This is a genomic window from Streptomyces sp. NRRL B-1140 (assembly GCF_001280065.1).
In the GTDB taxonomy this organism is placed as follows: Bacteria; Actinomycetota; Actinomycetes; order Streptomycetales; family Streptomycetaceae; genus Streptomyces.
The window spans coordinates 62,368-75,523 of the sequence record NZ_LGEA01000069.1 but is presented as its reverse complement, the minus strand read 5'-3'; the positions used below and the strand labels follow the sequence as shown (position 1 = coordinate 75,523).

The window sequence follows — 13,156 nt, the reverse complement described above, 5'->3', positions numbered from 1 at the left end:
CCCCGGCCTGCCGTCGGCGGCCCGCGCGGTCGTGGGGGAGGGGCGGCGGACGGCTCCGTCTCGCAGGACGGCGGCGACAGCCGGAGAGGCCGTCGCCGCATGTGTGCCGACGTCGGCCAGGAAGCCGGTCAGCGCTTCGTGTAGATGAGGCCCAGCTTGTCGACCTCTGCACCGGCGCGCCCGTGGAACCCGGCGATCTGCCACCCCGCCGGCGCGGTGCGCGTCACGCAGTCGGACGTGGTGGTTCCGCCGGACAGGGTCCTGCCGAGGTTCGTGGTGAACGTGGCGGAGAAGATCCGTGTGCGGCCGTCCTTCTCGCCCCGGCACAGCTGGGCGGAGCTGAGGAACTCCCCGCTGCCCAGGTTCAGGGTCGACACCGTGCCGCCGGTTCCGCCGTGGCCGAGGGCCTTGCCGTTGCCGAGTGTCAGGCCGATGGCGTCCACGCGGGTGCCGCTGCGCAGCGAGAGGCTGACCGGACGCGCGCCCGCCGGCACGGCGTCGATGTCGTTGAAGTAGTCGCCGTGCGGCCCGCCGAACTGGTCGCTGAACTGGAAGTCCGCGGCGCGCGACCAGGAGAAGTCCACCTTGATCGGGTCGTGGTCGGACAGCATGAGCCCGTCCTCGGTGAGGAACCTGGAGTGCTCGTTGTTGTAGGAGGTGGCGTCGAGCGAGACCAGTTTGCTGTTGCGGTACAGGACCTTGTCCACGACTTCGCAGGTGTTGGGCACGGTCGGGCCGGTCTGGTCGCAGACCAGGGCGTCGCTGCCCTTGGCGGGCGGGGTGCCGCCGCGGATGAGCTGGACCCAGGGATCCGTCAGGCCGTTCGCTGCGGCGAACTCGGCGATGGTGTCGCCGGAGCGCGTGTAGCGGGTGTTGGTGTCACCCATGACGACGACGGCGTTCCCGGCCGAGTGGCTCTTGATGAAGGCGGTCAGCTGGTTGAGGTTGTCCGCCCGCGCGGCCAGGTCGCCGGGGTTCGTCCCGGCGTTGGTGTGCAGGTTGTAGAAGTCCACGTACACGCCCTCGGCGAGCCGCTGCCGGCTGAAGGTGAATCCCTTGGGTGTGAGGCAGTCACCGGAGTCGAACTGGCAGGACTTCCAGCGCACCCGCTCGAAGTCGTCGGTGTCGTAGGGGAGTTGCGCCAGGGTGTTGAGGCCGCTGCCGATCCCCGCGCCGCCGCTGGTGGGGGTGCGGTAGGCGTGCGCGGTGTCGCCGGCGTAGAGGAAGGCGTGGTAGTTGAAGTCCTCCTGGACGTTGACGATGTCGTACGGCGCGATCCGCCGGCCGATCTCCGTGGTGGCGGGCTCGCGCGGGGTGGGAGCACTGGAGATGCTCTCCGGCAGGCCCGCGACGTTGTAGGCGAGGACGCTGAAGGAACCGGACGCGGGATCGGCGGCAGCGGCGGGGGGAGTGTTTATGATTAACCCGCCCATGTGCATTGTAACCACCCCGATGGGGGGTGGGAAAAGGGGCCGTCGCCGAGCCCCCCGGACGGGAACCCGCCCTCGGGGGTTTTTTTGATGTTGATGAACCCGCCGATGGCCATGGTCACCACCGCGATGGCGGCTGGAAGTCGGCGCATGAGAACCGGGGCTCCTGACAACGGGGAGTGGGGAAGCGGAACTTACCGTGGGTAACGCATCTGCTTGCCGACTACTCGGTGAAGCGAGACCGAATCTTGACCGACGGGTCCGGACCAGGCGGACGGCCGGGCCGGGCAGCGGTGCCGACTGTCAACAGATGACAGGCCGTCCCTTACGATGGGTCTCCCCGGAGCCTGAAGGAGGCCTCGTCCGTGACCGGTCCGACGTTTTCCAGTCTGGCCCGCTCGACGACCCTGCGGGAGCAGGCGCTCCTGACGCTGCGAGCGGCGATCACCAGTGGCCGGTACCGGCCCGGTGACCATCTGGGCGAGGTGGAGATCGCGGAGCGGCTGGCCGTGAGTCGAGGGACCGTGCGGGAGGCGCTGCGTCACCTCCAGCAGGAGGGGCTCGTCACCGCCGGCGCCCGGGGCATGCTGCGGGTGTCCCAGCTGTCGCCGGCCGAGGTCCGGGAGTTGTTCCAGGTCCGCGAAGTGCTCGAAGGCCTGGCGATCACGCAGATCATCGAGTCGTCGCCAGGGCCCGAGGTGCTTCGGTCCCTGCGGGAGGCTGTGGCGCGGCTCCACGCCGCCGTGGAGTCGGGTGCGGACCTGAGCGTCAAGGTGGAGGCCGACCTCGCCTTCCACCTTCTGCTGTGTGAACTGTCGGGCAACTCCGTCCTCCTGAAGACCTGGCGCGGGCTCGAGGGGCCGATCCGGGTGGTCGTCATGAGCGCGGCGGCTGAGCGGCGTGAGGTGGCCATGGCGGCGTCGGCGCACCTGCCCCTCGTGGAGGCCATAGAGCGCGGGGACGCGGCCGCGGCGCAAGCAGTTCTGCGCGCCCACATGGCCGCCGCCGTCGAGCAGCTCGGCGCCGCGGACGCGGACGCGGGTGAGGACCAGGCCGTTCGCTGATTCTTCCGTCCTTTTCGACAGGCCCACCGGCGACCGCTGGTGGGCTTTTTCGTGGCCAGGGGTTGACACATGCGGGCGCACTCCCCAGAGTCGACTCTCGACTGTTAACTGTTAACAGTCAACAGCCAACAGGTGACGGTTCAGGGACGGACCGTCCCGTCAGCGATCAAGGAGGATCGGCATGGCTGCTTCCCCGCACCCCGGGCCGTCGGCCCAGGGCTCCCCCGAGCGCATGAGAGTCGCCATCGGCTGCGGTGTCGGCGCGACCATCGAGACCTACGACTTCATCGGCTTCGGCACGGCCGCGGCGCTCTACTTCGGAGACGTGTTCTTCCCGGACTCCGACCCGCTGTCCGCCACTCTGCTGTCCTTCGCCACGCTGGGCATCGGCTTCGCCGCCCGCCCCCTCGGCGGTGTGATCGCCGGACACCTGGGAGACCGCATCGGACGCAAGCCGGTACTGGTCGGATCGCTGCTGCTGATGGGCGTCGCGACCGTCCTGATCGGCTGTCTGCCCACCTATCAGATGGTCGGCGTCTGGGCCCCGGTGCTGCTCGTGGCCGTCCGCGTCGTCCAGGGACTCGCCTTCGGCGCGGAGTGGGGCGGCGCCATCCTGATGACCTTCGAGCACGCGCCGTGGCGACGACGCGGTCTGTACACGGGGATCACCCAGGCGGGCTTCCCCGTCGGTCTGCTCCTGGCCAACCTGGCCTTTCTCCTCAGCAGGCACACCCTGGACGACAGCTGGGCCTGGCGCGTGCCGTTCCTCCTCAGTGCCGTACTGATCGCGGTCGGCATCTTCATCCGGCTCAAGATCGACGAATCCCCGCAGTTCGAGGAGCTGAAGGAGTCCGGCGACGTCGCCAAGAACCCCCTCGGGGAGGTGCTCCGCAAGGACTGGCGGGGTCTGTTGCGGGCCTTCTGCCTCAGGACCACGGAAACGGCCGGGTACGCGGTCTCGATCACCTTCGTCCTCTCCTACCTGAACGACGACCGTGCCCCCGACGTCACCAGCGCGGTCAGCCTCTCCGCGCTGGTGACCGCCGCGGCCCTGGGCATCTTCACCACGACGGGGTGGGGACTGCTGTCCGACCGGGTCGGACGCCGACCGGTGTACCTGCTGGGCTGCGCCGTGACCCTGCTGTGGGGCTTCCCGCTGTTCCTCCTGGTCAACACGGGCACCGCCGCGCTCGTCCTGGTCGCCTTCGTCATCAGTTACACGATCTGCCAGAACTCCCTGGCGGGCGTCCAGGGGGCGTGGTTCTGCGAACTGTTCGCCACCCGGACTCGCACGGCGGGCACCTCGCTCGCCTACCAGCTCTCCGCCGTCGTCTCCGGGTTCACGCCCATGATCGCGACCGCGCTGTACTCCGCCGTCGGCTGGACCGGCCCGGCCGTCCTCTTCAGCTTCTACGGGCTTCTCGGCCTCGTCGCCACCGTGCTGACCCGCGAGACCTGGGGAGCGCCAGAGCGACGGCAGGCCGACCTGGCAGCCCGGACAGCGCGCGAGACCACCGCTCCCGCCGCCCTCTCCCACTGACTCGCACCCCGAAGAAGGAGCAGACGTGGCCTCCACCGCCACCACCACGCCGGCCGCCGGTCCGCTGACCGACCCACCCGCGTCGCACTCCGAGCGACTGCGTGCCCTGCGCGAGTCCGCGTACCGCATCCGCACCCACGCCCTGAACATGGCCGAGGTCCAGGGCCAGGGCTACGTCGGACAGGCACTCGGTGTGGCCGACATCCTCGCCGTCGTCTACAAGGACGTGCTCAACCACCGTCCGGAGGACCCCGAGTGGCCTGGGCGGGACAGGCTGCTGCTGTCGATCGGGCACTACGCCATCGCCCTGTACGCGGCGCTCGCGGAGGCAGGGATCCTCGACGTCGCGGAACTGGACACGTACGGAAGCGACGACTCCCGCCTGCCCATGTCGGGCATGGCCTCCTACACCCCCGGTATGGAGATCTCAGGCGGCTCGCTCGGCCACGGCCTGGGCATCGCCGCCGGACTGGGGCTCGGCCTGCGCCACCAGGGCAGCCGCGCACACGTGTACAACCTCCTCTCCGACGGCGAACTGGACGAGGGTTCCACCTGGGAGGCCGCCCTGGCCTGCGCCCACCACGGCCTCGACAACGTCACCGCCATCGTCGACGTCAATGCCCTGCAGGCCGACGGGCCGACGAACGGCGTGCTGCGCACCGAGCCCGTCACCGACAAGTGGGAGGCGTTCGGCTGGCACGCGGTCCGGGTGGACGGCAACGACGTCGCCGCCCTCGTCGCGGCCTTCGACGCCCTGCGCACCCACCGTGGCTCGCCGTCCGTGCTCATCTGCGACACCCGCGTCGGCCGTGGGGTGCCGATGCTCGAGACGCGGGAGAAGGCGCACTTCCTGCGGGTCGAGGAGCACGAGTGGCAGATCGCCCGCGACCAGCTGACCGCGGGATTCCACGCCGAGTGCGCCGACCGGAACACAACGAACGCACACGAGGAGCACACCGCATGAACGCCGCCGGCGCCCCCGCAACCGGCACTCGCCGGCTCACCACCTCCGCCATGATCGCCTCCATCGCGGAGGAGGGGCAGCGCACCACCAAGGCCCCCTTCGGGCACGCTCTCGCCCGGCTCGCCGGCGAACGGCCGGACATCGTCGGCCTGTCGGCGGACCTCGCCAAGTACACCGACATGCACGTCTTCCGCGAGGCGTACCCCGCACGCTTCTTCCAGATGGGCATGGCGGAACAGGCGATGCTCGGCGCGGCCGCGGGGCTCGCCAAGTCGGGCCTGACCCCGTTCGCCTCCACCTACTCCGTGTTCGCCACCCGCCGTGCCTACGACTTCCTGTGCCTGGACATCGCAGAACCGGGACTGAACGTCAACGTCGTCGGCGCCCTCCCCGGATTGACCACCGGCTACGGCCCCAGCCACCAGGCCACCGAGGACCTCGCGATCCTGCGCGCCATGCCCGGTCTGACCATCGTGGATCCGGCGGACTCGGTCGACATCGAGCAGGCCGTACCCGTCCTGGCCGCGCACCCCGGCCCCACCTATCTGCGGCTGCTGCGCGGCGCGGTCCCCACCGTGCTCGATGAGTACGACTACACCTTCCGGCTGGGACGCGCCGCCGAACTGCGCGGCGGGCGGGACGTGTTGTTCATCTCCACCGGCCTGATGACGGTACGCGCCCTGTCGGCGGCCCGGGAACTGGAACGCGACCACGTCGACGCCGCGGTCCTGCACGTGCCGACCATCAAGCCGTTCGACCACGAGGCCGTCGTCCGGGAAGCGGCGAAGGACCGGCTCGTCGTCACCCTCGAGAACCACAGTGTGATCGGGGGCCTGGCGGAGTCCGTGGCCTCCAGTCTGGCCTTCGCCCGGGTGACGGCACACCTCGTCCCGGTGGGCCTGCCGGACGAGTTCCTCGCGGCCGGCGCCCTGCCCACGCTGCACGACCGGTACGGCCTGTCGGTGGCGGCGATCAAGGACCTCGTCCGCCGTGAACTGTGACACCGAGAGCCACTGACTCGACGACCGTGAACTCACCGCCCCGTCAGGAGCCCGCATGACCCCCCAGAACACCCCGCGCACCGCTCTCGTCACCGGAGCCGGGTCCCGCCGCGGCATCGGCCGCGCCACCGCTCACGCGCTCGCGGCCGACGGCTATGCCGTCGCCGTACTCGATCTCGACAAGGAATCCGCCGAGGAAGCGGCCCGCGAGATCGCCGCCCGCCACGGGGTCGAGACCCTCGCCCTCGCGGCGGACGTCACCGACGCCGATGCCGTCGACGCGGCCGTCGCCCAGGCGGAAGCGGCTCTGCCACCCATCGGCGCGCTCGTCAACAACGCGGGCATCACCTCGCCCGTGCCGTTCCTGGAGGTCTCGCCCGCCGAATGGGACAGGATCTTCGACGTCAACGTGCGTGGCGGCTTCCTGATCACCCAGCGCGTGGCGGCAGGCATGGCGGAACGAGGATTCGGGCGCATCGTCTTCCTCTCCTCCGTCTCCGCCGAACGCGGGGGAGGGGTCTTCGGCGGGGTGGCCTACTCCGCGGCCAAGGCAGGACTCCTCGGCTTCGCCCGGGCGCTGGCCCGCGAGCTGGGCCCGTCGGGCGTGACGGTCAACTGCGTGGCGCCCGGGCTCATCGACACCGACATCACGCAGGGCAAGCTGGACGAGGACCGCAAGGCGGCCATGGTCGCGGACATCCCCGTGCGCCGCATCGGGGGTGTCGACGACGTCGCCGAGGTCGTCGCGTTCCTGGCGCGGCCCGGCTCCGGATACGTCACCGGCGCCACGTACGACGTCAACGGCGGGTCCCACATCCACTGAGATGAACCGAGACCAGGGGCCCGCTGTATCAGCGGGTCCCTTCTCGCGGCCGGGAACGTCCGTGCGGCGGTCGCATCCTCGGGGACCAATGTGACCTGCGCCGCAGGGCTACCGGAAATATCTGACGCCTCAGGTACTGTTGAGTCAGGAGAATCGCCCGCACGAGGCGGGTGCCCTACCGTTCTGCCGAGGTTCCCGATGAAGATCGTCTACGTTTTCGATGCCTACTGCGGCTGGTCCCACGGGTTCTCCGGGACACTGCGTGAGGTGGTCGCGCTGCATCCCGAGCTCGACGTCGACGTGGTTTCCGGCGGCCTCTTCACCGGGCCCCGCCGGGTACCGATCCGCGAGTTCGGATACGTCCAGGGCGCCAACGCCAAGATCGCCGAGCTGACCGGCGCCGAGTTCGGCGCGGCGTACGACCGGTTGATCGCCGACGGTTCGTTCGTGATGGACTCCGAGGCCGCCGCGCGCGGCGTCGCCGCCCTGCGCCAGGTCGCGCCCGCGCGAGAAGTCGAGCTGGCCACCGCACTCCAGCGGGCCTTCTACGTCGACGGTCTCAGCCTCTCCGAAGCGGCGACGTACCGAAAGGTCGCCGAGGAGGCCGGACTGGACGCCGATGCCGTGGTCGCCGCCTTCGAGGCACCCCTCGCCCACGAGGCGGCCGAGGCCGACTTCCGCCGGGCTGCAGCCCTGGGCGTCACCGGCTTCCCCACGCTCCTCGCCGTCGACGGTGACCGGGTCACCCCGCTGGCCTACGGAAACGCCACCGCCACCGAGGTCGCGCAGCGGCTTGTGTCCCTCACCGCCCACTGAGCCTTCCTGCAGTTCCCAGCCTTCCCCCCGTCCCACGCCACCGCACACCGCAAGGAACCCGCCATGAGCGCTCTCGCCTTCAAGGTCCTCGACCTCGACTTCCCCGTCGGCAGCAAGAACAAGACCGCCACCCTCGTGACCGGTGAGAACGAGGCCCTCCTCGTGGACGCCGCCTTCACACGCGCCGACGGTCACCGCCTGGCCGCCGAGGTGCTCGACTCCGGCAAGAAGCTGACCACCGTCTTCGTCAGCCACGGCGACCCCGACTTCTACTTCGGCGCCGAGGTCCTCGCCGACGCCTTCCCGGAGGCCAGGTTCGTCGCCACCCCGCTCGTCATCGAGCACATCAGGCACTCCTACGAGGGCAAGCTCAAGGCATGGGCGGCTCTGGGTCAGAACCTGCCGACCCGCCTCGTCGACCTGGAGCCGCTGACCGGCGACCTCACCCTCGAAGGAAACCGTTTCGAGCTCAAGGGCGGCCCGGCCGACCTCCCCGACCGGCACTACCTGTGGCAGGCCGGACACCGCGCGATCCTGGGCGGCGTGCTGCTCTTCCAGCAGGAGCACATCTGGGTGGCCGACACCCCCACTCCCGGTGACCGTTCCGCGTGGATCGGGCTGCTCGACGAGATGGCCGCCCTGCAGCCGGAGCTCGTCGTCCCCGGGCACCGCCTGCCCGGCGCCCCCGCCGACGCCTCCGCCATCACCGCCACCCGCGAGTATCTCGTCGCCTTCGAGGACGAGCTCGGCAAGGCGGCCGACGGTGCCGCGCTGACCGACGCCCTCGTCCAGCGCTACCCCGGCAACGGCATGCTGATCGCCGCCCAGATCGGCGCGAAGGTCGCCACGGGCGAAATGCAGTGGGGCTGACGATGAGCGAGTTCACCACCTCCACCGCACCCGCCGACGTGGTACGCCGCCAGTACCTGGCCTCCGCGGCCGGCGACCTGGCCGCCCTGCGCGCGACGCTCGCCCCCGACGTGGAGTGGACGGAGATGGCCGGCTTCCCCCTCGCCGGCACCTACCGCACCCCCGAGGGCGTCACGTCCCACGTGATGGAGAAGCTCGGCCAGGACTGGGACGGCTGGGCGGCCCACGACGACACCTACGTCGTCGACGGCGAGAACGTCGTCGTCCTCGCCCGCTACACCGCGACCCACAAGGGCACGGGCAAGCCGATCGACGTCCGGGTGGCCCATCACTTCGTGGTGCGCGGCGGCCTGATCGTCCGCTTCGAACAGTTCACCGACACCGCGCTCGTCCGCGCTGCGATGACCGAGTGAGGCCCCTCCGATGAACCCGACCGTCGTGCTGGTCCACGGTGCCATGCACACCCCGTGGATCTTCAACCCGTTGCGCGAGCGGCTCACGGCCCGCGGCATCGGCTCCCTCGCCGTGCAGCTCCCCAGCAGCAACCCCTTGAGCGCCGCCGCCCAGGGGCTGACCGAGGACGTCGCGGTGGTCCGCGCCGCCGTGGAGGGCGTCGAGGGGCCTGTCGTACTCGCCGCCCACTCCTACGGCGGTGTTCCCGCCACCTGGGTCGCCGCCGAAGCGGACCAAGTCGTCGAACTGGTCTACATCGCCGCGTTCGCCCTGGAGCCGGGCACCTCGATGATGGAGTGGATGGGCGGAGACTTTCCGCCCACTTGGAATCACTCACCGGACGGGCTCGCCGTCAAGGCGGGCGACGCGGAGAAGTCCGTCTTCAGCGGCGTCGACCCCCTCCTCACCGCCGAGGCCGTCAAGCGCCTCAACTGGCAGGGCATGCGTGCCTTCACCGAGAAGCTGGGCGCGGCGCCGACGGACGTCCCGCTGACGTACGTGGTTGCCACCGAGGACCCGGCGCTGCCGCCCCCTGTCCAGGAGCAGTGGGCCGACCGCGCCGCGCATACCCTGCGCGTGCCCTCGGGGCACTCACCGCACCTGTCCCACACCGATGAGGTCGCCGGTGTCATCGCGCAAGCGGTGACACGAACCGCGGCGGGCGACTGACGCCTTCCGGCTCCTACGGCAGGCTCCCGGCGTTCCCGGACGCCGGAGCCTGCCGTCGCTGCTGCGTCCGGACGGGAGCGGTCAGCCGGTCAGGGGGTGCTCACGGTGCCTCGGTCAGGCTTGCCGCCAGCCACTGCTCGACGGCGGTGATGTGCACCGTCGCGGCCGATGCGGCCAGCAGGGCGTCGCGGGACCGGAGCGCGCCGAGGATCTGCTGGTGGTCCCGGTACGCGTGGGCCACCGCACGGCGGGCCTGGCTGGCCCGGACGATGCGTACCCGCTGGGTGCTGGTGGACAGCACGCGCAGCAGCATGGACAACACCGGGTTGCCGACCGCCTCCACGATCCTCGCGTGGAAGGCGATGTCGTGCGCCACGAAGTCCTCGACCGTGGCCGACGACGTGGACCTCTCCAGGATGTCGCCGAGGTCACGCAGGTCATCGGGCGTCAGTGAGGTGGCGGCCAGCCCCGTCGCCGCCGGTTCCAGAAGCCTGCGGATCTGGAACAGCTGCAGAGCGGTGTGCCCCTGGGAGACGTCCGAGGCGAAGGAGAGCGACTCGAGAAGGAGCTGGGGCTCCAGGCTGGACACGTAGGTGCCGTCGCCCTGCCGCGCCACGAGGATGCGCATCGCGGTGAGCGCGCGGACGGCCTCGCGCAACGGGTTACGGGACAGGCCCAGCTGAGAGGCGAGCAGTTCCTCCTTCGGCAGGCGCGCACCCGGCGCCAGCTCGCCGGCGACGATCATCGCCTTGATCTTGTCCATCGCCTCGTCGGTGAGTGCCACGCGCGTGCCTTCCTGTGCCGGGGGACGGTGCGGGCGCCGCCCCGCGTCGCTGCGGCGCGAACGGTGCCTGCCACGGCACTAGTCCTGCTTCTCGCCGGAGGCGAAGCGGGAGATGATGAGGGCGACGATGATGATGGCGCCGTTCAGGAACTGGTTCCACAGCGCCGGTACGCCCGCCAGCGTCATGACGTTGACGACGAGCTGCAGCGTCAGGACACCTGTGAGGGCGCCGAACACCGAGCCCTTGCCCCCGTTGAGGCTGACCCCGCCGATGACGGTCGCGGCGAACACCTGGAAGATCCAGCCGCTGCCCTGGGTCGCCGAGATCGAGCCGTAGTGGCCGCTGTAGAGGATGCCGGCGAACGCCGCGAGCAGGCTGCCGATGACGAGGACGACCCACACGATCCGGTCGACGCGGATGCCGGCGGTGCGTGCCGCCTCGGCGTTGCCGCCGATGGCGTACAGCGCCCGGCCGTGCCGCAGCCAGGCCAGTGCGCTGCCGCCCGCCGTGAACAGCAGCGCGCAGATCCAGATGGCCGCCGGTACGCCGAGCCAGGACGCCCTGCCCAGGTAGGTGAACGAGGACGGCAGGTCCACGATCGACTGCCCCTCGGAGAGGGCGACCTGGAGACCGCGCAGCATCGTCAGCCCGCCGAGGGTGACGATGAACCCGTTGAGCCGCAGCTTGAGGATGAGGAAGCCGTTCAGGACGCCGATCGCCACGCCGACCAGGAGGCACAGCGGGATGGCCGTCCACTCGGGGAAGAGGCCGAGGCCGTTGAACCGACCGCCGGTGGAGGGCAGGACGAGCCACACGGCGATGACCGGGGCCACGCCGATGGTGGACTCCAGGGAGAGGTCCATCCGTCCGCAGATGAGGATGAGGGCGGCGGCGAGGACGAGCAGGCTCAGTTCGGTGGACTGCTGCAGCACACCGATGAGGTTGTCGGCGGTCAGGAAGGCCGGCGAGACGATGAAGCCGATCAGGCCCAGCACCAGGATGGCCGGGATCAGGGACAGTTCACGGAAACGGCCGAGGTCGAGCCGGCTCCGGGCGGTGTCCACCGCGGCCGGCGCCGTCGTGCCCGGTGCGGGCTCCGTGACATCTGTGGTGGCGGACATGTCTACCTTCCGTGCTGAGTGCCGGACGCCGTCGACGCGGCGGGTGGGGTGGTGGTGCCGGTGACGCCCTCGATGGCGGCGACGAGCTGCTCGTCCTTCCAGCCGCGGGTGAACTCGCCGGCCACCCGTCCGTGGAACATGACCACGACCCGGTCGCAGGCCCTGAGGTCGTCCAGTTCGTCGGAGACGATCAGCGCGGCCTTGCCCTCGCCGGCGGCCCGCCGGATCCTGCCGAGCAGGAACTCCTTGGACTTGACGTCGACGCCGTTGGTGGGACGGATGGCCACCAGCACACGGGGGTCGGTGGCCAGGGCGCGGGCGACCACCACCTTCTGCTGGTTGCCGCCGGAAAGGGCGGAGACCGGGGTGGCCGCCGCCGGGGTCTTGATGTCGAGGTCGCGGATCATGTGCTGGGCGAAGGTACGGGTGCGGGCGGGCAGCACGACTCCGAACGGACCGAGCTGGTCGGTGACGGTGAGCGTCGCGTTCTCCGCCACACTGCGGCTGTTGACCAGCCCCTGCAGATGCCGGTCCTCGGGGACGAAACCCACGCCTGCGGCCAGCGCGGACGGGACGTCTCCGGTGCGCACCGCCCTGCCACCGACCGAGATCCCGCCGGCCTCGGCACGGTGCAGCCCGGCGATCGCCTCGCCCACCTGTACGTTGCCGCTGGCCGCCGCTCCGGCGAGCCCGACCACTTCGCCGGAGCGCACCGACAGGGAGAGGTCCTCGCAGGCGCCGGGCACGGTCAGGGCATCGATGCGCAGCAGCTCCGCGCCCTCCACCGGTGCCACCGGAGACTCGTTCACGAGGGTTTGTGCCGCCGGGGCCTCGCCGGTCATGGCCTCCACCAGGGAGTGGTGATCGAGTCCGGCCACGGGTGCGGTCAGGATGTGGGCCGCGTCGCGGTAGACGGTGACGGTGGTGCAGAGGTCGTACACCTCCTGCAGGTGGTGGGAGATGAAGAGGAAGGCGACGCCCTGCTCCTGAAGGTCCCGGAGTTTGGCGAAGAGCCGGCCGATGCCGCGGGCGTCGAGCTTCGCGGTGGGCTCGTCCAGGATGATGAATCGGGCTCCGAAGGACAGTGCTCGGGCGATCTCCACGAACTGCCGCTGCTCGACGGTCAGATCCTTGGCCCGCGCGGCGGGGTCGACGGCCACGCCGTACTCGGCGAGGAGTTCCCCCGCCCGCTGCCTGAGCTGCTTCCACCGGATGGGGCGTACTGCTGTGGGGCTCTGCCGGTTCAGGTAGAGGTTCTCGGCGACGGTCAGGTCACCGATGATCGTGGACCGCTGATAGACGCAGGCGACCTTGGAGCGCCAGGCGTCGATGTCGCCGAAGGCGGGGGCCGGTTCGCCGGAGAAGCGAAGGGAACCGGTGTCGGGCTGCTGGAGACCGGTGAGGATGGACACCAGCGTCGACTTGCCGGCGCCGTTGCGCCCCACCAGGGCGTGCGATTCGCCCTCGGCGATGTTGATACGGGCGTCGCGCAACGCGACGGTGGCGCCGAACCGTTTGCCGATGCCGGTCGCCTCGGCGACCGGGGACCGCGGTCCGGAGCCGGTTGCCGGGGTGGTGGCGGTGTCCGCCATGGTGGGTACCGTCCTTCGGGTACGGAGG

At 70.5% G+C, this 13,156-nt stretch carries 13 protein-coding genes; 9 read left to right on the top strand and 4 right to left on the bottom strand.

Annotation, left to right across the window (positions count from 1 at the left end; genetic code table 11):
• Positions 1 to 128: 128 nt before the first annotated feature.
• Positions 129 to 1,439 carry a jacalin-like lectin gene (locus ADK65_RS08840; protein WP_053669396.1) on the bottom strand — a complete coding sequence of 437 codons (1,311 nt, stop codon included), beginning with the start codon at positions 1,437 to 1,439 and terminating at the stop codon, positions 129 to 131.
• A gap of 356 nt (positions 1,440 to 1,795) precedes the next feature.
• Here ADK65_RS08840 and ADK65_RS08835 point away from each other — a divergent pair, with 356 nt between their 5' ends.
• The 9 genes from ADK65_RS08835 to ADK65_RS08795 all read left to right on the top strand — a co-directional run bounded on the left by ADK65_RS08835 (position 1,796) and on the right by ADK65_RS08795 (position 9,630).
• Positions 1,796 to 2,494: a GntR family transcriptional regulator gene (locus ADK65_RS08835; protein ID WP_053669395.1), complete on the top strand. Its 699-nt coding sequence runs from the start codon at positions 1,796 to 1,798 to the stop codon at positions 2,492 to 2,494.
• A gap of 181 nt (positions 2,495 to 2,675) precedes the next feature.
• Entirely contained in the window at positions 2,676 to 4,034 is a 1,359-nt protein-coding gene (locus tag ADK65_RS08830) for an MFS transporter (RefSeq protein ID WP_053669394.1), read from the top strand.
• Positions 4,035 to 4,059: 25 nt separating this feature from the next.
• Positions 4,060 to 4,998, top strand: coding sequence for a transketolase (locus ADK65_RS08825; RefSeq protein ID WP_234352829.1), 939 nt, complete (start codon positions 4,060 to 4,062; stop codon positions 4,996 to 4,998).
• Entirely contained in the window at positions 4,995 to 5,999 is a 1,005-nt protein-coding gene (locus ADK65_RS08820) for a transketolase family protein (RefSeq protein ID WP_053669393.1), read from the top strand. Before ADK65_RS08825 ends, ADK65_RS08820 begins: the two co-directional genes overlap by 4 nt.
• A gap of 55 nt (positions 6,000 to 6,054) precedes the next feature.
• On the top strand, positions 6,055 to 6,822 hold the full coding sequence (locus tag ADK65_RS08815) for an SDR family NAD(P)-dependent oxidoreductase (protein WP_053669392.1): 768 nt from the start codon (positions 6,055 to 6,057) through the stop codon (positions 6,820 to 6,822).
• Positions 6,823 to 7,020: 198 nt separating this feature from the next.
• The gene (locus ADK65_RS08810) at positions 7,021 to 7,638 is read left to right on the top strand and encodes a DsbA family protein (RefSeq protein WP_053669391.1); all 618 of its coding nucleotides are present in this window, start codon (positions 7,021 to 7,023) and stop codon (positions 7,636 to 7,638) included.
• Between the two features lie 63 nt (positions 7,639 to 7,701).
• A complete protein-coding gene (locus tag ADK65_RS08805) occupies positions 7,702 to 8,508 on the top strand; it encodes an MBL fold metallo-hydrolase (RefSeq protein ID WP_053669390.1) in 807 nt (268 codons plus the stop codon).
• A gap of 2 nt (positions 8,509 to 8,510) precedes the next feature.
• Complete coding sequence (locus tag ADK65_RS08800) at positions 8,511 to 8,921, top strand: nuclear transport factor 2 family protein (RefSeq protein ID WP_199825593.1); 411 nt, start codon at positions 8,511 to 8,513, stop codon at positions 8,919 to 8,921.
• 10 nt (positions 8,922 to 8,931) lie between these two features.
• Entirely contained in the window at positions 8,932 to 9,630 is a 699-nt protein-coding gene (locus tag ADK65_RS08795; protein WP_053669388.1) for an alpha/beta fold hydrolase, read from the top strand.
• Between the two features lie 100 nt (positions 9,631 to 9,730).
• Here the strand turns inward: ADK65_RS08795 and ADK65_RS08790 are convergent, their stop codons facing one another.
• From ADK65_RS08790 to ADK65_RS08780, 3 genes are all read right to left on the bottom strand, one after another.
• The gene (locus ADK65_RS08790) at positions 9,731 to 10,414 is read right to left on the bottom strand and encodes a FadR/GntR family transcriptional regulator (RefSeq protein ID WP_053669387.1); all 684 of its coding nucleotides are present in this window, start codon (positions 10,412 to 10,414) and stop codon (positions 9,731 to 9,733) included.
• A gap of 78 nt (positions 10,415 to 10,492) precedes the next feature.
• Positions 10,493 to 11,536 carry an ABC transporter permease gene (locus ADK65_RS08785; RefSeq protein WP_053669386.1) on the bottom strand — a complete coding sequence of 348 codons (1,044 nt, stop codon included), beginning with the start codon at positions 11,534 to 11,536 and terminating at the stop codon, positions 10,493 to 10,495.
• Positions 11,537 to 11,538: 2 nt separating this feature from the next.
• The gene (locus tag ADK65_RS08780) at positions 11,539 to 13,128 is read right to left on the bottom strand and encodes a sugar ABC transporter ATP-binding protein (RefSeq protein ID WP_053669385.1); all 1,590 of its coding nucleotides are present in this window, start codon (positions 13,126 to 13,128) and stop codon (positions 11,539 to 11,541) included.
• Positions 13,129 to 13,156 lie beyond the last annotated feature (28 nt).